This is a genomic window from Kribbella sp. NPDC049174, from assembly GCF_043197365.1.
Classification (GTDB): Bacteria; Actinomycetota; Actinomycetes; order Propionibacteriales; family Kribbellaceae; genus Kribbella.
In genome coordinates this window covers 454,620-472,155 of record NZ_JBICSZ010000003.1, presented here as the reverse complement: position 1 = coordinate 472,155, position 17,536 = coordinate 454,620, and the positions used below count along the sequence as shown (strand labels likewise).

The 17,536-nt window shown below is 68.5% G+C and carries 21 protein-coding genes; 13 read left to right on the top strand and 8 right to left on the bottom strand.

Going from position 1 to position 17,536, the window contains the following annotated elements; genetic code table 11:
- Positions 1-3: 3 nt before the first annotated feature.
- Entirely contained in the window at positions 4-696 is a 693-nt protein-coding gene (locus ACGFIF_RS19560; protein WP_393156120.1) for a hypothetical protein, read from the bottom strand.
- Positions 697-1,161: 465 nt separating this feature from the next.
- Between ACGFIF_RS19560 and ACGFIF_RS19555 the strand changes: the two genes are divergently transcribed.
- A complete protein-coding gene (locus ACGFIF_RS19555; protein ID WP_393156119.1) occupies positions 1,162-1,656 on the top strand; it encodes a GNAT family N-acetyltransferase in 495 nt (164 codons plus the stop codon).
- 3 nt (positions 1,657-1,659) lie between these two features.
- On the opposite strand, the gene ACGFIF_RS19550 is transcribed toward ACGFIF_RS19555, so the two are convergent.
- A complete protein-coding gene (locus tag ACGFIF_RS19550; RefSeq protein WP_393156117.1) occupies positions 1,660-2,208 on the bottom strand; it encodes a TetR/AcrR family transcriptional regulator in 549 nt (182 codons plus the stop codon).
- Between the two features lie 83 nt (positions 2,209-2,291).
- Between ACGFIF_RS19550 and ACGFIF_RS19545 the strand changes: the two genes are divergently transcribed.
- The 3 genes from ACGFIF_RS19545 to ACGFIF_RS19535 all read left to right on the top strand — a co-directional run bounded on the left by ACGFIF_RS19545 (position 2,292) and on the right by ACGFIF_RS19535 (position 4,130).
- The gene (locus tag ACGFIF_RS19545) at positions 2,292-2,603 is read left to right on the top strand and encodes a hypothetical protein (protein ID WP_393156116.1); all 312 of its coding nucleotides are present in this window, start codon (positions 2,292-2,294) and stop codon (positions 2,601-2,603) included.
- A 17-nt stretch (positions 2,604-2,620) separates the two neighbouring features.
- Positions 2,621-3,796, top strand: a complete 1,176-nt coding sequence (locus ACGFIF_RS19540; protein WP_393156114.1) for an acetoin utilization protein AcuC — start codon at positions 2,621-2,623, stop codon at positions 3,794-3,796.
- A gap of 118 nt (positions 3,797-3,914) precedes the next feature.
- Positions 3,915-4,130, top strand: a complete 216-nt coding sequence (locus tag ACGFIF_RS19535) for a helix-turn-helix domain-containing protein (RefSeq protein WP_132209923.1) — start codon at positions 3,915-3,917, stop codon at positions 4,128-4,130.
- 60 nt (positions 4,131-4,190) lie between these two features.
- Here the strand turns inward: ACGFIF_RS19535 and ACGFIF_RS19530 are convergent, their stop codons facing one another.
- Positions 4,191-4,679, bottom strand: coding sequence for a MarR family winged helix-turn-helix transcriptional regulator (locus ACGFIF_RS19530; RefSeq protein WP_393156113.1), 489 nt, complete (start codon positions 4,677-4,679; stop codon positions 4,191-4,193).
- A 79-nt stretch (positions 4,680-4,758) separates the two neighbouring features.
- On the opposite strand from ACGFIF_RS19530, the gene ACGFIF_RS19525 reads away from it, so the two are divergent.
- On the top strand, positions 4,759-6,018 hold the full coding sequence (locus tag ACGFIF_RS19525) for an amidohydrolase family protein (RefSeq protein ID WP_393156112.1): 1,260 nt from the start codon (positions 4,759-4,761) through the stop codon (positions 6,016-6,018).
- Here ACGFIF_RS19525 and ACGFIF_RS19520 read toward each other — a convergent pair.
- A complete protein-coding gene (locus ACGFIF_RS19520) occupies positions 6,004-6,864 on the bottom strand; it encodes an alpha/beta fold hydrolase (protein ID WP_393156111.1) in 861 nt (286 codons plus the stop codon). The two genes, ACGFIF_RS19525 and ACGFIF_RS19520, sit on opposite strands and share 15 nt — an antisense overlap.
- A 30-nt stretch (positions 6,865-6,894) precedes the next feature.
- On the opposite strand from ACGFIF_RS19520, the gene ACGFIF_RS19515 reads away from it, so the two are divergent.
- Positions 6,895-8,784, top strand: a complete 1,890-nt coding sequence (locus tag ACGFIF_RS19515) for a BTAD domain-containing putative transcriptional regulator (protein ID WP_393156110.1) — start codon at positions 6,895-6,897, stop codon at positions 8,782-8,784.
- 10 nt (positions 8,785-8,794) lie between these two features.
- Here ACGFIF_RS19515 and ACGFIF_RS19510 read toward each other — a convergent pair whose 3' ends face one another.
- Complete coding sequence (locus ACGFIF_RS19510; protein WP_393156109.1) at positions 8,795-9,346, bottom strand: CGNR zinc finger domain-containing protein; 552 nt, start codon at positions 9,344-9,346, stop codon at positions 8,795-8,797.
- 101 nt (positions 9,347-9,447) lie between these two features.
- Between ACGFIF_RS19510 and ACGFIF_RS19505 the strand changes: the two genes are divergently transcribed.
- Entirely contained in the window at positions 9,448-9,870 is a 423-nt protein-coding gene (locus tag ACGFIF_RS19505) for an organic hydroperoxide resistance protein (RefSeq protein ID WP_393156107.1), read from the top strand.
- 121 nt (positions 9,871-9,991) lie between these two features.
- A complete protein-coding gene (locus ACGFIF_RS19500) occupies positions 9,992-10,174 on the top strand; it encodes a hypothetical protein (RefSeq protein ID WP_393156106.1) in 183 nt (60 codons plus the stop codon).
- A gap of 18 nt (positions 10,175-10,192) precedes the next feature.
- Here ACGFIF_RS19500 and ACGFIF_RS19495 read toward each other — a convergent pair whose 3' ends face one another.
- Complete coding sequence (locus ACGFIF_RS19495; RefSeq protein WP_393156104.1) at positions 10,193-10,864, bottom strand: class I SAM-dependent methyltransferase; 672 nt, start codon at positions 10,862-10,864, stop codon at positions 10,193-10,195.
- A 278-nt stretch (positions 10,865-11,142) separates the two neighbouring features.
- Here ACGFIF_RS19495 and ACGFIF_RS19490 point away from each other — a divergent pair, with 278 nt between their 5' ends.
- The 3 genes from ACGFIF_RS19490 to ACGFIF_RS19480 all read left to right on the top strand — a co-directional run bounded on the left by ACGFIF_RS19490 (position 11,143) and on the right by ACGFIF_RS19480 (position 13,400).
- A complete protein-coding gene (locus ACGFIF_RS19490) occupies positions 11,143-11,244 on the top strand; it encodes a 30S ribosomal protein bS22 (RefSeq protein WP_008356322.1) in 102 nt (33 codons plus the stop codon).
- Between the two features lie 67 nt (positions 11,245-11,311).
- Complete coding sequence (locus ACGFIF_RS19485) at positions 11,312-12,319, top strand: NAD-dependent epimerase/dehydratase family protein (RefSeq protein ID WP_393156103.1); 1,008 nt, start codon at positions 11,312-11,314, stop codon at positions 12,317-12,319.
- Positions 12,312-13,400, top strand: coding sequence for a lysophospholipid acyltransferase family protein (locus ACGFIF_RS19480; RefSeq protein WP_393156102.1), 1,089 nt, complete (start codon positions 12,312-12,314; stop codon positions 13,398-13,400). The genes ACGFIF_RS19485 and ACGFIF_RS19480 overlap by 8 nt, the downstream gene beginning before the upstream one ends.
- Positions 13,401-13,460: 60 nt before the next feature.
- Here ACGFIF_RS19480 and ACGFIF_RS19475 read toward each other — a convergent pair whose 3' ends face one another.
- Together ACGFIF_RS19475 and ACGFIF_RS19470 are read right to left on the bottom strand one after the other, a co-directional pair.
- Complete coding sequence (locus tag ACGFIF_RS19475) at positions 13,461-14,564, bottom strand: DUF5667 domain-containing protein (RefSeq protein ID WP_393156101.1); 1,104 nt, start codon at positions 14,562-14,564, stop codon at positions 13,461-13,463.
- A 208-nt stretch (positions 14,565-14,772) separates the two neighbouring features.
- Complete coding sequence (locus ACGFIF_RS19470; RefSeq protein WP_132209913.1) at positions 14,773-15,315, bottom strand: sigma-70 family RNA polymerase sigma factor; 543 nt, start codon at positions 15,313-15,315, stop codon at positions 14,773-14,775.
- 456 nt (positions 15,316-15,771) lie between these two features.
- Between ACGFIF_RS19470 and ACGFIF_RS19465 the strand changes: the two genes are divergently transcribed.
- Both ACGFIF_RS19465 and ACGFIF_RS19460 read left to right on the top strand, forming a co-directional pair.
- Positions 15,772-17,211 (top strand): class I adenylate-forming enzyme family protein, encoded by a 1,440-nt coding sequence (locus ACGFIF_RS19465; RefSeq protein WP_393156099.1) that lies wholly within the window; start codon positions 15,772-15,774, stop codon positions 17,209-17,211.
- Positions 17,208-17,444 (top strand): glutaredoxin family protein, encoded by a 237-nt coding sequence (locus ACGFIF_RS19460; RefSeq protein ID WP_393156098.1) that lies wholly within the window; start codon positions 17,208-17,210, stop codon positions 17,442-17,444. Before ACGFIF_RS19465 ends, ACGFIF_RS19460 begins: the two co-directional genes overlap by 4 nt.
- Positions 17,445-17,536 lie beyond the last annotated feature (92 nt).

The window sequence follows — 17,536 nt, the reverse complement described above, 5'->3', positions numbered from 1 at the left end:
GATTCAGCGCTGCGTGAGCGACTGGACGATCAGCTCGTTGCGGGCGTCCTGACCGAGCGGAACCGTGGGGTGCACGCCGTCGCGGAGGTAGTTGGTCAGGCGGTACGGCTTGACCCAGAGCCACTCGGCCCAGCGGATGATCCGCAGGTTCGGGTACTTCTCCTGCGCGTCGTACAGCTGCATGTTGAGCCACGAGCTGTTGCGCTGGTCGGCGAGCTGCACAGGCCCGGTCACGGCCTTGCGCACGACCTGGAGGTTGACCCAGTACAGCGTCCGGGTCTGGCCGACGATGCTCATCGCCCGGTCGATCTGCGCCGCGAACTTCGGCGGGTCGAAGATGTCGTTCGACCCGCTCGCCATCAGGATCCGCCGCGGCAGGCCGTACGTCGACGCCCACTGCTGCAGCGCGTCGACCGCGCCGGAGGTGGGCCGGCTGGACCAGTTGTGCACGGCCATCTGGCTGCCGTCGCGGTTCAGCAGCCGGATCGCCAGCGCCTTCCCGTCCTGGACGGAGATGCTGTCGCCGAACATGAACACCCCGTTGGTCTCCCGGGTGCGCTGGATCTGCGCGGCGGTCGAGATGGCCCGGGTCGCGGTGGACCAGGAACCGAGTACGCCGGAGCCGTAGGGCCCGCCGGTCGTCGCGGCCGCCTCCGGCGCGGTTGCAGTGGAGACGGCCACGGTCGAGGCAGCCACCGCGGCCCCCGCCGTGAAGATTTGCCGTCGATTGGGTCTCATCGAGCTCACGGACTTCCTCACGGGACGGAACTGTGCGGCCTGACGGCTACTCAGCGCAAGTCCGATGCTCAACGTTGCATCAAGTTGCCTGCCGCCTGGGTGGACCGCGAAGAGTACAGGCCTAGACCAGCTCTGGTAACCCTCCGCAACCGAACCGCAGCCGGATTTGCAGGTTCCTGCAAATCCTGTAACACCTTGCAGTCCTGGACCGATAGACCGGCTACAGGGCCATGTGTGACTCCCAGTAGCCATCAGTTCGACCCGGTCGACCCGCCTGTGGGGGACGGAACTCGACCGGATCAGCGACCGAGTGGATCGGTCCCTGCGGAAGCGGCCGGCGCGGCCTTGGAGGGGTGTCGCGCCGCCCGCTTCGACTCGTTAAATCCGTTTGCCGTGCGGTCCGCCGCCGCCCAGGGTGGCCGTATGACGGTGAGTGTGCGGAGGTTGCGGGAGGACGACTGGGCGGCGTTGCGGGACGTGCGTCTACGGGCGTTGCTGGACGCGCCGGAGTCGTTCTACAGCACCTATCAGAACTCGGTCGCGTTGATGGAGGCCGACTGGCGGACCCGGCTCCGCGCGACTGACAAGGTCACTCTGCTGGCCGAGGTCGACGACGACGCGGCGGGCATGGTCACCGGCGCACCGGCCGGCGAGGACGAACGCGATCCCGATGCCGCGCTGATGCTCGCGATGTGGGTGTCCCCGGAGTCCCGCGGTCGCGGCGTCGCCGACGCGCTCACCGCCGAACTCCTCATCTGGTCACGCGAGCAGTCCTTCAAACGCCTGCTCCTCTGGGTGTACGACGCCGCGCCACGGGCCGCCGCCTTCTACCGCCGAGCAGGCTTCCTCCCCACCGGCCGCACCGAAACCTTCAACGACCCCAACCGCCGCCTCGCCTTGATGTCCCAAACGCTGTAGGCGTCACCCCGAACCCTCGGTCAGCCAGGCGATCATCGGCCCGGCGACCTCGAGCAACTCGTCCGGCGACGCGTCGAGCCCGTCCAGTTTCACCAGGTGCCGACCGACCACCAGTCCCAGGATCAACGCGCCGATCACGCCAGAACGCAGTACGGCGTCCTCGCCCGGCAATTGCTCGGCCACCTGCCGCTGCTGTGCCGCCATCGCCGCCCGCACCTCCGCCGCGGCATCCGGGTGACTGAACATCGCCCGCATCGCCGCCAGCGCCGAGGCGGGCTCCTCAGCCAGCTTCGCCGACAGTCCGGCCGTCAGCTGTACGGCGATCTCCTCCGGCGACCCCTCGATCGGCCCGTCCGGCGGAATCGCCGCGGCCTGGGCGAACAGCTTCTCCTTGGAGCCGAAGTACCGCATCACCAGCCCGGCGTCGCTGTCGGCCGCCTCGGCGATCGCGCGGATCGTGGTCCGGTCGTACCCGTGCTCCCCGAACAACTGCCGCGCCGCCGCCAGGATCCGCTCTTCCGTCCGCCGCCGCTGCTCCACCCGAGTCGTCACGCCGTTCAGTCTACGCATGTTGACTCAGGTCGCAGAGAGGTCTAGCTTTCAGTCAACACACGTAGACTGAAATGAGGTGGATCATGACGCAGGCGCTGCTGCTGAGCTTCCTGGCCGGGCTGATGGGGACGAACGGGATTCCGCACTTCGTCCTGGGCATCACTGCCCGGGAATACCCGAACCTGACCGGCAACTCGCCGGTCCGCAATGCGGTCGGCGGCGTGGGAGCGTTCGTCATCGCCGGACTGCTGGCGTTCTGGGCGCACATCGGCGACCACCCGCGAGCGGCCGGGATCGCTGCCCTGGTGGGCGTCCTGGTGATGACGGTCTTCCATGCGCGGGGTGGTGCTTATCGGCTGAACGTCAGGTTCGGAAAACCCGTGCCGGAGCGGTGACGGCTAAGGTCGGGGGCATGAGTGGTGAGGCGATGCTGGTCTTCGACGACGGTCTGACGGCGTACGACTTCGGCCATGGCCACCCGATGAGTCCGATCCGGGTGGATCTGACGGTGCGGCTGGCCCGGGCGCTCGGCGTACTCGACCAACTGAAGGTCGTGCCGGCCCCGATTGCCGACGACGCGCTGATCGGGACCGTGCACACCGCCGAGTACATCGCCGCGGTCAGACGCGCGGGTGAGGATCCCGACCGGCCGGACCAGCTGCACGGCCTCGGCACCGAGGACACGTACTGCTTCCCGGACATGCACGAGGCGTCCGCGCACGTGGTCGGCGCCTCCGTCGAGGCAGCCCGGGCAGTGTGGGAGGGCGACGTCCTGCACGCGGCCAACATCAGCGGCGGCCTGCACCACGCGATGCCTGCCGCGGCAAGTGGTTTCTGCGTCTACAACGATCCCGCCATCGCGATCCAGTGGCTGCTCGACCACGGTGCCGAGCGCGTCGCGTACGTCGACGTCGACGTGCACCACGGGGACGGCGTACAGACGGTGTTCTACGACGACCCGCGGGTGCTGACCGTGAGCCTGCACGAGTCGCCCACCACGCTGTTCCCCGGCACCGGGAGCGCGGGGGAGACCGGTGGACCGGGCGCGGAGGGTACGGCGGTCAACATCCCGCTGCCACCGGGGACGGGCGACGCCGGCTGGCTCCGGGCGTTCCACGCGATCGTGCCGGACGTGGTGAAAGCGTTCCGGCCGTCGGTGCTGGTCACCCAGCACGGGTGTGACTCGCATGTCGAGGATCCGCTGGCCCACTTGACGAAATCGGTCGACGGGCAGCGGGCGGCGTACCTGGCCCTGCACGACCTGGCGCACGAGGTCGCCGGCGGCAAGTGGGTCGCGACCGGCGGCGGTGGGTACGCGATCATCGACGTCGTACCGCGGGCCTGGAGTCACCTGCTCGCGATCGTGGCGGGCAGCCCGATCGACCCGCAGACGCCGGTGCCGGAGTCGTGGCGCGAGGACGTCCGGATCCGGTACGCGCGGACCGCGCCACTGCGGATGACGGACGGCCGGGACGCGTCGTACGAGGACTGGTCGACCGGTTACAACCCGGACACCTGGCTGGATCGCTCGATCAAGGCCACCCGCGACATCAGCTTCCCGCTGCTGGGCCTGGACCCTACCTACTGAGTCACACGAGTCCCCCTCTTTCCCATTCGTACCAACAGCCACTACGCTCATTGCATGCACGGGCGGAGGTGCCGGAGGGGAAGCCGGCGCACGATCCGTGCTGGAAGTGCGGTGCGCAATGGCATCAAAGAAGTCCGGTGGTGAGCAGCCGCTCGCCGAGGTGAAGTTCCTGACCGTGGCGGAGGTCGCCACGGCCATGCGCGTGTCCAAGATGACGGTGTACCGGTTGGTGCACTCCGGTGAGCTGCCCGCGGTGCGGGTGGGTCGTTCGTTCCGGGTCTCCGAGGACGCCGTGCACGACTACCTCAAGGGCGCTTACTTTCAAGCCGGATAACCACGAGATGCGAGGCGGCCGGATCCCTCAGGGGGCCGGCCGCCTCGTTATGTCCGGGAGTTATGGCCGGAACAGCTCGCGCAGCGCGGCGCCGGCTTGTTTGAGGGTCTCGTCCGGGATGCCCGCCCACAGCTCGTGGTGAGCGGCCGAGCTGGCCTGGACGGCGCGCTCGGCGAGCGCCCTGCCCTCGTCGGTGAGGCGGATCTGAGTGCCGCGACCGTCCTCGGGATCCGGTTCACGGACGACGAGCTCGCGCCGGACCAGCTGGTTCGTCACGTTGCTGGTCCCGCCGGAGGACAGCAGCAGGCTCCGGCTCAGATCGGACGGCTTCTGCCGGTACGGCGCTCCTGACCGGCGCAGCGAAACGATCACGTCGAACTCCGCGGTGGTGAGCCCGAGGTCGCGCAGCACCCGCCGGGTCGCCTCGTTCAGCTCCGCCGCGAGCACCATGATCCGCTTGGCCAGCTCGCTCGTCGGATAGAGCACCTCCGGCAACTCCCGCTGCCATGAAGCGATCAACCGATCCACCGGATCGCCGCTCTCGCCCACCGGACCTCCTTCCGTCCGTTGACAGTCTAGGTGTCTTTGGTGATAGCTTTCTTTAAAGCTTTCTAGTGAGGAGAAATGGATGCGGACGTTGCTGCGCGGTGGATTGGTGATCGACACCGAGCCGGAGGTGATGGCTCGGCGGGAGACTGACGTACTGATCGAGGACGGACGAATCGCGGCGGTCGGGCCGGGGCTGATCGCGGATGTCGAGGCGGCCGGCGTCGAGGTGATCGACGCGACCGAGCGGATCGTGCTGCCGGGATTCGTGGACACGCATCGGCATCTGTGGGAGACCGCGTTGCGCGGGGTGGCGGTCGATGCCGATCTCGGCGTGTACCTCGAGCGAGTGATCGGCGGCTACGGTACCCGCTTTCGCCCGGAAGATGTTGCTGCGGGCAACCTCGTGGGCGCATTCGAGTGTCTGGATGCCGGCGTCACGACGGTGCAGGACTTCTCCCATGTGCAGTCGTCCGACGCGCACGCCGATGCCGCGCTGGATGCCCTGCGGGACAGCGGAATCCGGGCGGTGTTCGGCTATGGGCCGTTGCCGTTGAGCGGCTCTGCCGTCAGTGCGGACGGTATGCGCAGGATCATGGATCGCGCGTCAGAGCGGATCGGTCTCGCGGTGGCGGCGATCGGTCCCTCGTTTGTGCCGTTCGAGACCGTCCGGGCGGACTGGGAGCTGGCGGACTCGCTCGGACTTCCGGTCGTGGTTCACATCAGTAGTAGTTCGCTGGCGCTGGATCCGATCACGCGGCTGCGGGATGCCGGTCTGTTGCGGTCCAACACGCTGTACATCCACGGCAACAATCTGCCGGACTCCGAGTTGAAGCTGATCGCGGAGTCCGGCGCGGCTGTCTCGGTGACACCGACCGTCGAGGCGCGGATGGAGATGGGTGAACCGCTGGCGCCACGGTTGCGCGCCGCCGGAGCGGGTCTCGGCCTGGGCGTCGATGCGGTCACCTCAGGGGCCGGTGACATGTTCACCGCGATGCGTGAACTCCTCGCCCTCGGCTACCAGACGTTCACGGCGGCCGACGTACTGCGGATCGCCACGCTGGAGGGCGCTCGCGCCCTCGGTCTGACCGATGTCGGTTCGCTTGCCGTGGGCAACCAGGCGGATCTCGTCCTGTTGCGCCGGACGGATCTCAACCTGGTCGCGCACCTCGGCGACCCGATCGCGACCGTCGTCACCTCGGCCCATCCCGGCAACGTCGACACAGTTTTCGTCGGTGGTACTGCGGTCAAGCGCAACGGCAGCCTGGTCAGTCCGGCGCTGCCTGGGGCGCTCGACGCTCTGGCCGAGTCGGCGGCCTATCTCGGATCAGCGCTTCAGTAGGTCGCGAATGGCCGTCGTGATCTCTGCCGGGGACTCCTCGGCCATGAAGTGACCGGCGGAAGTCGTCTGGTGGTCGAGGTCGGTCGACCAGGCGCGCCACAGGGCCTGGGCGTCGAAGCCGAGGGCCGCACCCCAGTCCTGCTGGATCACGGTCGTCGGCATCCGCAGCTTGTTGCCCGCAGCAAGATCTGCTTGATCGTGGGTGACGTCGATCGTCGCCGATGCGCGGTAGTCCGCCACGATCGACGGGACGGCGGCGCGGCAGGCGTCCAGGTAGGCGGCGCGGACGTCGGCGGGGATCGCTTCGCTGTCTTTCGCCCACAGAGTCAGAAAGTGGTCGAAGAAGGTGTCCGCGCTGGCGGCGATCATGGTCTCGGCCAGGCCGGGTGGTTGCGCCATCAGGAACAGGTGGAAGCCGACGGCGGCGGTGGTTCCGTGCATCACGTCCCACATGTCGAGGGTCGGAAGTACGTCGAGGCACATCAGGTGGGTGATCACGTCCGGGTGGTCGAGACCGGCCCGGAAGGCGACGAGCGCGCCGCGGTCGTGGCCGGCCAGGGCGAAGGTGGTGTGGCCGAGTTCGCGCGCCACCGCCACGATGTCGGCGGCCATCACCCGCTTCGAGTAGTCGTCTGCGGGCTTGTCGCTGGCGCCGTAGCCGCGGAGGTCGGGGCAGATGACGGTGTGGTCGGCGGCCAGGTCGGTGGCGACGTGGCGCCACATCAGGTGCGTCTGCGGGAACCCGTGCAGCAGCACGATCGGCGTACCGGAGCCGCCGACCGCGACGTTCAGCGAGACACCGCCCACGCCGGTGACGCGCTGGTAGTCGAATCCGTTGATCTTCATGGTCGTCAGCCTTCCGGACGCGGATGAGCAATGGATGAGCGCTACGGTGGCCGGGTGGAATTCGGGGTGCTCGGGCCGGTGGTGGCCTGGGATGACGCCGGGCGGCCGGTCGCCCTGAAGGGTCCGCGGCATCGGGCGGTGCTGGCCCGGCTGATCGTCGCGCGCGGACGCGTCGTACCGGCGTCCCGGCTGGTCGACGATCTGTGGGTCGACCCGCCAGATGGCGCGCTGAGCGCCGTTCGGACCTTTGTGGCGTCGCTGCGGCGCGCGCTGGAACCGGACCGCGCGCCGCGTACACCGGCCCGCCTGCTGGTGACCGAGGGGCCTGGCTACGCCTTGCGCACGGAGGCGGTTGACGCCTGGCGGTTCGAGAAGGCGGTAGCTGCCGCACTGCCTGCGGGGGAGCTGTTGACGGAGCTGTCGAAGGGTCTGGCGTTGTGGCGTGGTCCTGCGTACGCCGACTTCGCCGACGAGGACTGGGCGCAGGCAGAGCGGTCACGGCTCACCGAGTTGCGGCTGCGAGCTGTGGAGCGCCAGGCCGAGGCTCAACTCACGCTAGGCCTTGCAGCCGAGGCTGTGCCCGAGCTGGATGCCCATGTGACCGAGCATCCGTGGCGTGAAGAGGCGTGGCGGTTGCTGGCTCTCGCGCTCTACCGGACTGGTCGGCAGGGCGATGCTCTGGCGGTACTACGGCGTGCCCGGTCGATGCTGATCGACCAGCTCGGTGTGGATCCTGGTACTGCGTTGAGTCGCCTGGAGACCGACATACTCAACCAGGCCGAGCACTTGGAGCCTGTCTCGGCAGGACGAGTGTGGGAGGAGGCTGCCGCGGCGTACGACCGGACTGTTGGCACAGGCGCTCGTGCGCGGCTGGAGTCGACGGTGGGCTTGCTGCGCAACCTCGCGGTGACAGGAGGCGGTGGGCTCGAGGCAGCACGTCGCCACCGGCTTGCTGCCATCACTGCGGCCGAGGAGCTTGGTGATCTTGACCTGACGGCGAGGGTGATCGGTGCGTACGACGTACCGGCGATCTGGATGCGGTCGGACGACGAAGCGCAGGCTGCTGCGATTGTTGCGGCGGCTGAGCGGGCGCTGCGGACACAGCAGCATCAGGCGACCCGGGCTCGGCTGCTCGCGACGATCGCGCTGGAGTCGCGAGGTTCGAGGGAGCCCCGTGCTGCGGAGGCAGCGCGTGAGGCGGAGGAGATCGCCCGTGGGCTTGATGATCCGGTGTTGCTTGCGTTCGCGCTGAACGGTGTGTTCATGCAGACCTGCGATCGCGCGGGCCTTGCGCCACAGCGCGATGCGATCGGGGAGGAGTTGATGATCGACCTGTCGGAGCGGCATGGGCTGGTCACGTATGAGGTCCTCGGTCAGCTGGTCCGACTGCAGGCGCGGAGTGCGCTCGGCGACTTCGCCACCGCAGACCACCACGCAGCGGCCGCCGATGCGCTCGCCGCTCGCCATGAGCTCCCGTTGGTGGGTGTCTTCACGCAGTGGTACCGGGCGATGCGCTTGGACACGGAGCCGGCTTACCGCGAGGCAGCTGAGCTGCTGGAAGGCGCGGGCATGCCAGGGTTGCAGGAAGGCTTGCTGGCGTTGGCTCTTGCCTGTCACCACGTGCGGCACGGCCTGCCCGTCCCTGACGCCGACTACGGCCCGTATGAGCCGTGGACCCGCCCAGTCGTGCTGCTGTCCCAGAACCGCACAGCCGAGGCAGCCGCAGCCCTCCAGGTCACCCCCGAGCCCTCGCCAGGCCTCCTGCTGGAGGTCCTCTGGTGCCTAACAGCCCACGCAGCCAAGGCCCTCGGTCACCACGAACGCCTAACCCGCGCCCAAGCCGCCCTGGCCCCCGCCACAACACAACAAGCCGCCGGCTCAGCCCTCGTAACCCTCGGCCCCATAGCCAACTACCTCTGACCCGTTGGGGCTAGGCGGTGGTTTCAGAGCGTTTGCGAGCCCTGTAGGCGCGGGCCTTCATCTTGTTCCCGCAGGTCTCCATCGCGCACCATTCGCGGCGACTGCCCCGCGACCGGTCGAGGTAGACCTGGGTGCACTCCGGCCGACCGCATTCCTTCAGTAGCTCGGCATCGGTGCCACCGAGGATCGCGATCGCCTCGCGAGCGATCGACGACAGCGCCTGGTCTGCAGTGGCCTCGGTACGCCGACCAGCCGCAGTGAGCTGAGGAATCGCCGCCGGCCCGCGAGCCACGTCGTTCAGCACATCCATCTGTTCGGCGTCGTACTCGCCGCCGAACAACCGCGCGGCCACCAGCGAGTAGATCGCCTCGCGCAGTGCGATCGCGGTGGTCACGTCGCCCGGACCGCACTCGGTGTCGCCGTCGACGACGCCCGACTCGCGCAGCCACGACTGCAGGCTCGCCGGCGCGCGCAAGGCCTCCCGCGGTACGTCGTTGCGCCGAGCCTTCAGCGTGCCCACGAAGTCGAGGGCGGTGTTGCCACACGGAAAGGAATGTTCCACGTCACCAGTTTGACAGGTGACGCGAGCGGATGCCAACATCGTCACCTGTTAGACCGGTGACGCAAGCGGCGGACCGGCATCGAGCAGAAGGGCATCAAGACATGAGCACGAGCTACACCGCGGTCGCGACGGCTACCGGCGAGGGACGCAACGGCGGCCGGACGTTCACCAGCGACGGTCTGCTCGACGTGACCCTGGCGGTCCCGAAGGAGTTCGGCGGCAAGGGGGACGCGACGAACCCGGAGCAGTTGTTCGCCGTCGGCTGGTCGTCCTGTTTCCTCGGTGCGGTCAAGCGTGCCGCGGCCGCACGCCACATCCGGCTGGCCGACCTGGCCGTGATCGCGGAAGTGACGTTGCACCACGAGGACGACGACTTCAGCCTGAGCGCCGTACTCAACCTCGAGGTCAGCGGTGTCGATCAGCAGACCGCCGACGAACTAGGCGCCGCCGCCCACCAGATCTGCCCCTACTCGAAGGCCACCCGCGGCAACATCCCCGTCACCATCACCGCGACCGTCGCCTGACCTTCGACTCAGGGCTCCCAGGAAGCTCCCAGGAAGCTCACAGGAGGGTCGCAGTGCGGGGACCCAGGATTGAGTCATCGCCGGGAACGAGTCCCGGCCCCGGACCTCCAGGGAGCACCTGATGCGCACGAAGATCGTGAAGACCGTTGCCGCCGGCACCATCGTCAGCCTGGGCTTCGCCGCCGTTGCCTTCACCCCGGCCGCCTACGCGACCACCACGTCCGACCAGGCCACCACCACCCGCCCCCACCTGGCCGTCCTCACCGACCCGATCGTCCAGATCCCCGTCCGCAAGGCCGCGTGAACCTGGCTTTCGCGTCAGTCAGCCAAGTGCGGGACGCCGGGCGCGGACGGCGAGGGCATGCGGGACCTCGAAGCCGCCGGGCTCTTCGAAGTGTTCGAGGGTGAGGCCGGTGCTGAGGAAGGCGTTGAGGTACTCGGCGAGGGGAGTGTGGCGCATGCCGACGCGGCGGCGGATGCCGTCCTCGGCCCACCACGGCGACTCGTCGTGCCAGCCGGGTGTGCGGTAGTTCGGATGAATCAAGCGACTGCCGTCGTCGCCGTTGTAGACGACGTGCGGGCCGTTGAAGCAGGGATGTACGCCGTATGTCACCAGCACACCGCCAGGACGCAGTACCCGGGTCGCCTCCCGGAGGACCTTGCCGAAGTCGTCCACGTCGGTGGAGATCCACATCACCATCGCGGTGTCGAAGGACTCATCGGGGAACGGCAGTACGGCGGCATCCGCGACCATCAGCGGACCGTCGGTGCGGGTCCGGGCCACCCGGAGCTGGTCGGCGGAGTAGTCCACGCCGACGACGGAGCGGCCGGTCGCGCGGATGGTCTCGAAGTTGCGCCCGGTGCCGCAGCCGATGTCCAGGCATGGGCCGGATCCGGGGCCGAGAAGGTCGAGCAGTCCGGGCTGATGCGGCTCCGCGCCGGCCACGAACCGTTCCTCGTACCAGTCGGCCAGACCGTCGTACCGAGCCCTCATGCCAGCCTCCCCAGGTCGAGCCTCCAGCCTACCCAGTCGCCCGCTTTAGGTCGGGAAGACGACCCAGACGTGCTGAGCGGATACTCCGCACGCATCTCCGGCGCCCATGCGGGCACCTCGCTGCGTTGGCGGGAGGGCCACGATGAAACACCGCATCGAGGCCCTCCCGCCGCCTTGCGATGCACCCACCTGGACACCGGAGCTACGCACGGATTATCCGCTCAGCACGCCAGCGGGTAAGCTTTGCCGACGCTCTCTTTAGGTTTGGAAGGTCCACTGTGGGTTCGGTTATCAAGAAGCGCCGTAAGCGTATGGCGAAGAAGAAGCACCGCAAGCTGCTGAAGAAGACGCGGGTGCAGCGCCGCAAGCTCGGCAAGTAAGCAGTTCCGGCCGCACCGGGGTCCGGTGCGGCGTTGTGTGGGGTTGCTGTCTGGCTGGGGGTCTCTCGTGGCACAGGTGGTGATGGTGACCGGCGTCTCGCGAGACGCCGGTGCTCGCTGTGCCCGCAGGCTGGCCGACGACCCGTCGATCGGCACGGTGCTCGGCATCGATGTGGTTCCGCCACGGGCCGAGCTGGGCCGGGTCCGGTTCGTCCGGGCCGACATTCGCAACCCCGTGATCGCGAAGGTGATCGCCGCCGAGGACGTCGATACGGTCGTCCACACCGGCGTCGTGGCCACCCCGGGCAGTGCCGGCGGTCGGTCGTCGATGAAAGAGATCAACGTCATCGGCACCATGCAGTTGCTGGCCGCCTGTCAGAAGGCGCCCGGAGTGGCCAAGCTGGTGGTGAAGTCGTCCACCACCGTGTACGGCGCGGGTCCGCGGGACCCGGCCATGTTCACCGAGGAGATGGCGCCGCGGGCGATCCATCAGACCGGGCTGAGTAAGGACGCGGTCGAGGTCGAGGGGTACGTGCGCGGCTTCGCACGGCGCCGGCCCGACGTCTGCGTCTCCACCCTCCGGATGGCGAACTGGATCGGCCCCAAGACCGACTCCCCGATCACCCGGTACTTTTCGATGCCTGTCATCCCGACGGTCTTCGGGTACGACGCCCGCCTCCAGTTCCTGCACGAGGACGACGGCGTCGAGGCGATCCACCATGCCACCGTCAACGACCTGCCCGGGACCTTCAACCTGGCCGGTGACGGGATCCTCGCGCTCTCCCAGGCGATCCGCCGGCTCGGCCGGCCGGCCCTGCGGCTGCCCCCGTTCACCGCGTCCAGCACGGCGGCCGCCGTACGCCGGGCCCGGCTGGCGGACTTCTCGCCGGACCAGATCACCTTCCTGACCTACGGGCGCGCGGTGGACACGACGCGGATGCGGACCGAGTTCGGGTTCGAGCCGGAGTACACGACCGCCGGCGCCTTCGATGCCTTCCGTGACTCGCTCGGCCCGGGTGCCGTCTCCCAGGCGTCCCAGCTGCTCAGCGCCGGGCTGGGGGCGCTGCGTGGCTGACGCCGATGTGATCCCGATCGGTTCTGGCGGTCGGCCGGGTCGCGGCAGCGGCCGTCGTACGACGCCCTCCGCGGCCGCGCGCGCACTCGCCGGACCACGCGCCGGCCGGTCCGCCAAGAAGAAGCCTGCGAGCAGCCAGACCGCAGAGCTGCCGATCGAGCCGGTCGTCGAGGATCTTCCGTTGGTCGAGGCCCCGGCTGCTCTCGACTTCGCCGGGCTCGAGCGGGTCGTGCGCGACCTGTTCGGCGAAGAAGGGGAGCGGCGGGTCGCGGAGTGGCTCGCGTTCCTGCGGCGGCGGTTGAGCGGGGAGTACGAGGTCGACGAGTTCGGGTACGACCCGGACTTGACCGACCAGGTGTTGCTGCCGCTGCTGCGGCCGATGGCGGAGAAGTGGTTCCGGGTCGAGGTCCGTGGCGTGGAGAACATCCCGGACACCGGCGGCGCCTTGATCGTCGCGAACCACTCCGGGACGATGCCGCTGGACGGGCTCGTCACCCAGTTGATCGTCGCCGACCACGCGAACCGGCCGCTGCGGACGCTCGCGGCCGACCTGGTGTTCCAGACGCCGTTCGTGGGCGAGCTGGCGCGTAAGGGCGGCGCCACGCTGGCGAGCAACGACGACGCCGAGCGGCTGCTCGGGCGGGGTGACCTGGTCGGCGTGTGGCCGGAAGGGTTCAAGGGGATCGGGAAGCCGTTCAGCGAGCGATACAAGCTGCAGCGGTTCGGCCGGGGCGGTTTCGTCAGCGCGGCGATGCGGACGGGTGTGCCGATCGTGCCGTGCTCGATCGTCGGCGCCGAGGAGATCTATCCGCTGGTCGGGAACATCGCGTCATTGGCCCGGCTGCTCGGCGTGCCGTACATCCCGATCACACCGTTCTTCCCGCTGCTCGGGCCGCTCGGGCTGATCCCGCTGCCGTCCAAGTGGCTGATCGAGTTCGGCGAGCCGATCCGCACCGACGACTTCGCCGAGGGTGCCGCCGACGACCCGATGCTCGTCTTCAACGTCACCGACCAGGTCCGCGAAACCATCCAGCAGACCCTCTACGCCCTCCTCATGCAACGCCGCAGCGTCTTCTTCTGACGGACCTGGAAAACACGAAGCCCGGCGCGGGATCGCGCCGGGCTTCTTGGTGTCAGGGACCTACTTCCATGGGGGAAGGAGGGTCTGGATGACGCCGGGGAGATTGATGATCGGCGTGCTCGGGAGGGACAGCGTCGGGAACGGCCAGGGCCATGACGGTGTGCCTGGGGTGGGGAGGGTGGGGACGACCGTCGGGGTCGTCGTCGGGTTGGAGCTCGACGACGACGGCTTCGGGGGTGTCTTCAGACTCGGTGGAGGAGTGTTGGACTCCTGCACGATCGTCGTGTTCGGCAGTTGGCTCGGCGCCGTACTCGGCGTGGCGCTCGGACCCGTGGTCGGCTTGCTGGACGGGCCCGCGCTCGGACCGCCGTTGACCGGGTTCGTCGGCTCGTTGCCGTTGTTCGGCGCGGCCGGCTGGTTGCCGCCCTTGGCCGGCTTCGGCTGCTCGCACTTCGGGCAGGCGGCCGAGGTGTGCTGGGCCAGCTGCTCGATGGTGGCGAGCGCCTCGACGGCGGACTTCAGTGATTCCGGCGGCAGCTTCGGTGCGAGCTCACCAAGAGCCTGGCGGGCGCTGGTGATGAACCCCGTGACCGCCGTGATCGAACCGGCGTCGCCATCCTGCTGGTACGACGCGACCAGCCGGGACACGCCCTTGCGAGCCTGTGCCGAGAAGTCGTCGAGGGTGGAGTTGATCGTGCCCACGTCACCGCCGGACTCGGCCAGCGCGCGGACTTCGGACAGCCGGGTCATCGCGTGCTCGAGATCGCGCCGGCCGCGGGAGTCGTCGCCGACCCCGACGTTGGTGGCGACGTTCTCGATGCCTCGCTTCATCCCGTACAAGGTGTCACCGGGCATCGCCTGCTGAGCGGCGGCGGCAGAACCGATGCCACCTCCGAGCAGGACCAGCGCGGCGGTACTGGCCACGAGCCGGATGCGCCGGCCGTGACGATGGCGGCGGATATCTGTCACGGACGCGTCGACGTCCTCGCGGGTCGGCGGGTCGTCCGAGTCGTCCGGTGTGCTGCGCACCATCGTCGGAGTCGTCGTAGCCGCTCTTGCCGCCGCCTGCTCCAGCAGGCGGTGCCGCAGTTCGGCACTGAACTCCGGTCGCGGTGCCACTGCGCCGGCGGTCCTCAGCCGTCCGACCAGTTCCACAGCTTCCATCAGCTCGGGGTCATCGCTCAGTCGCGAAGAGTGACGGGGCCCGTGATCGACGGCGTGCGCGAAGGTCTCCGCGCGCGCTCGAGCCCTGTGTAGGTCACTCATGAGTTCTCGTTCTCCTCAATGGCCAGTCGGGGTCACCGACAGGTCCTCATCAGGCAAACGAGGAAACTCCCTGACGGGTTACGAAAGACATTCGTTGTCATCCGCCTCACCTCAAGTCCTTGGGGATAACCTTCGCCAAGTGCCGTACGGCCCTCAGTTGCAGTTGCTTGACGGCGCCTTCGGACTTCTCCAGCGCCTTGGCCGTTTCCGCGATCGACAAACCGGCGAAGAATCGCATCGTCAGGCAGTCGCGTTGCTCGTCGGGCAGGTTCGCGACGGCGTCCCGCAGTACCTCGGCGGTGGCGGCGGCCAGTACGTCGACCTCCGGCCCCTCGGTCTGCCGGTCGTGCGTCTCGATCTCGTCCGTGACCACCTCGAGCCGGACCCGGCCGGACTTGTAGTGGTCGGTGATCAGGTTCCGGGCGATCGTCACCAGCCAGGCGCCGAAATCCCGGCCCTGCCAGCGGAACGAGTCCAGCGCCCGCAGCGCCCGGACGAACGTCTCACTGGTCAGGTCCTCGGCGAGTGCCGAGGACGACACCCGTGCGTAGATGTAGCGATAGACGGTGAGCGAGTACTCGTCGTAGAGCTCACCGAAGGCACCGACGTCCCCGGCCTGGGCGCGATCGACGAGCTCTGCACGTCTCATCCCGTCCGGGCTTGGCTCCGGCGTCGTCAAGATTTCTCCCCGTTCAACTGGCACGTCTTCTGACACATCCGCGAATGGCCACAGCGGCTGAGACAGCACCGAGCGTTACGCTTCGAGCACCCGCTGTCAACAGTCCGAGGCGTGCCGCCTTCCGTCCGGTCCGATCGTCACGAATGCGCCAGCCGGCTGCTTCCCGCATGACGGAGCAGCCTGCTGTCGGGGTTCATCGCGCATGGTCTCCCCGCGCGGACGGTTTCTGCAGTGTGAGGTTCAGCAGAAGGTCGCCCACGAGTTCACCTGTATATATCCCGTCACGCTCTGCTGCAACCGTTCCGAGCGTGCCGATCGGTCCGAATCTCCCGCCCCTCCCGCCCCAGCCCCGCCCTCGCGCACAGATCGCGTGAACAACCCCCAACCACGGGAGAGCACCTTAGCGGCTCATGACAGACTCGCCTGGTGATCTTCAATTTCGCGGACATTCTTCGTGACACAGCGCAACGTCACGGTGAACGTCTCGCGCTGGTCGACGGCGACCGGCGGCTGACCTGGAGCGAGCTCGACGCCGCGGTGGACAGGGCCGCCCAGGGGTTCTCCGCGGCCGGTCTGGTGCCGGGCTACCGGGTCATTCTGCTGCTCGCCAACAGCGTCGACTTCGTCACGTCCTACCTGGGAGTTCTTCGCGCCGGCCTGGTCGCCGTACCGCTGAACACAGGGCTCACGGCGAGCGAGATCAGCACCGTCGTGGCGCATTCCGGAGCCCGCCTGGCGGTCGCCGACGGGGATCTCGCGAGCAAGATCGAGGGTCTCCGGACGGTCCGGGCCGGCGAGCTCGCCGGTAACGCTCCGTTACTTCCGCAGTTCGACCCGGAGACCCTCGCGGTCCTGCTCTACACCTCCGGAACCAGTGGCGACCCGCGGGCCGCGATGCTCTCCCACCGCGCGCTGGCGGCGAACGTGAAGAATCTTTCCGAGCTGGGCGAGGACCGGATGGGCCCCGAGGACATCGTTCTCGGCGTGTTGCCGATGTTCCACGCGTTCGGCCTGAACGCCGTGCTCGGCTGGGCGGTCGCGACCGGCGCCGCGCTAATCATCGATCAGCGCTTCGACTCCACGCACACGCTCGATCTGATCAGCAAGTACGGCGTGACGCGGCTGCCGCTCGCGCCGCCGGCCCTGCACGCCCTGCTGGCCCGGCCCGACCTGCGCGACGCGATGCGGACGGTCAAGGTCGTCCTGACCGGTGCGTCGACCCTCGATCGCGCGCTCGCCGACCGGTTCGAGCAGGAGACCGGGAAGTTCGTCCACCAGGGCTACGGCTTGACCGAGGCGTCCCCGGGTGTCACCACGACCCTCGGCGAGCACGACCCGAAGCCGGGCTCGGTCGGCCGCCCGGTGCCGAATCTCGAACTGCGGATCGCCGACGAGCAGGGTGAGGACGTCGAGGGCGACGACCCCGGCGAGATCGTGATCCGCGGCGGCAACCTGTTCTCCGGCTACTGGCCGGACGGCGTCGACGGCCCGGACGAGGACGGCTGGTACCGCACCGGTGACGTCGGCTACCTGGATGCCGACGGCGACCTGTTCCTGGTCGACCGGTTGCGCGAGCTGATCATCGTGTCCGGTTTCAACGTCTTCCCGAGCGAGGTCGAGGAGGTCCTCGTCGGCGCTCCCGGCGTCCGTGAGTCGGCGGTGATCGGCGTACCGTCCGAGGAGACCGGGGAAGCGGTGAAGGCGTTCGTCGTACCGGAGACCGGAGCGTCGATCGACACTGCTGAGGTCCTGGAGTACGCCGGGACGCGGCTGGCGCGGTTCAAGTGCCCGGTCGAGATCGAGGTGGTCGACCACCTGCCGCACTCGGTCACCGGCAAGGTCGCCAAGGGACAGTTGAGGAAATGACCCGCGTCACGCTCTACGGCAAACCCGGCTGCCACCTCTGCGACGACGCCCGGGTGATCGTCCAGCAGGTCTGTGCCGAGCTGGGCGTCGACTGGACCGAGGTCGACATCACCCAGGATGACCGGTTGTTCACCGAGTACGGCGAGCAGATCCCGGTCACCTTCGTGGACGGCAAGCAGCACGACTTCTGGCGGGTCGACCCGGCCAGGCTCAGAAAGGCACTGACCACTTAGTGCTGTCGGTCACCTCGGCAGTCGCCGATTTTGTTCTCACGTTCACAAGCTCCTAGAGTAAGAAGCGCCGCCGGCCGTCAGACCGCGGCTAG

Excerpts from the sequence above, each read along its gene's own strand:
- ACGFIF_RS19540 (WP_393156114.1), top strand. The coding sequence starts at position 2,621 with ATGAGTGGTGAGGCGATGCTGGTCTTCGACGACGGTCTGACGGCGTAC.
- ACGFIF_RS19525 (WP_393156112.1), top strand. The coding sequence starts at position 4,759 with ATGCGGACGTTGCTGCGCGGTGGATTGGTGATCGACACCGAGCCGGAG.
- ACGFIF_RS19520 (WP_393156111.1), bottom strand. The coding sequence starts at position 6,864 with ATGAAGATCAACGGATTCGACTACCAGCGCGTCACCGGCGTGGGCGGT.
- ACGFIF_RS19555 (WP_393156119.1), top strand. The coding sequence starts at position 1,162 with ATGACGGTGAGTGTGCGGAGGTTGCGGGAGGACGACTGGGCGGCGTTG.
- ACGFIF_RS19475 (WP_393156101.1), bottom strand. The coding sequence starts at position 14,564 with ATGGAAGCTGTGGAACTGGTCGGACGGCTGAGGACCGCCGGCGCAGTG.
- ACGFIF_RS19505 (WP_393156107.1), top strand. The coding sequence starts at position 9,448 with ATGAGCACGAGCTACACCGCGGTCGCGACGGCTACCGGCGAGGGACGC.
- ACGFIF_RS19470 (WP_132209913.1), bottom strand. The coding sequence starts at position 15,315 with ATGAGACGTGCAGAGCTCGTCGATCGCGCCCAGGCCGGGGACGTCGGT.
- ACGFIF_RS19515 (WP_393156110.1), top strand. The coding sequence starts at position 6,895 with ATGGATGAGCGCTACGGTGGCCGGGTGGAATTCGGGGTGCTCGGGCCG.
- ACGFIF_RS19535 (WP_132209923.1), top strand. The coding sequence starts at position 3,915 with ATGGCATCAAAGAAGTCCGGTGGTGAGCAGCCGCTCGCCGAGGTGAAG.
- ACGFIF_RS19495 (WP_393156104.1), bottom strand. The coding sequence starts at position 10,864 with ATGAGGGCTCGGTACGACGGTCTGGCCGACTGGTACGAGGAACGGTTC.
- ACGFIF_RS19460 (WP_393156098.1), top strand. The coding sequence starts at position 17,208 with ATGACCCGCGTCACGCTCTACGGCAAACCCGGCTGCCACCTCTGCGAC.
- ACGFIF_RS19545 (WP_393156116.1), top strand. The coding sequence starts at position 2,292 with ATGACGCAGGCGCTGCTGCTGAGCTTCCTGGCCGGGCTGATGGGGACG.
- ACGFIF_RS19500 (WP_393156106.1), top strand. The coding sequence starts at position 9,992 with ATGCGCACGAAGATCGTGAAGACCGTTGCCGCCGGCACCATCGTCAGC.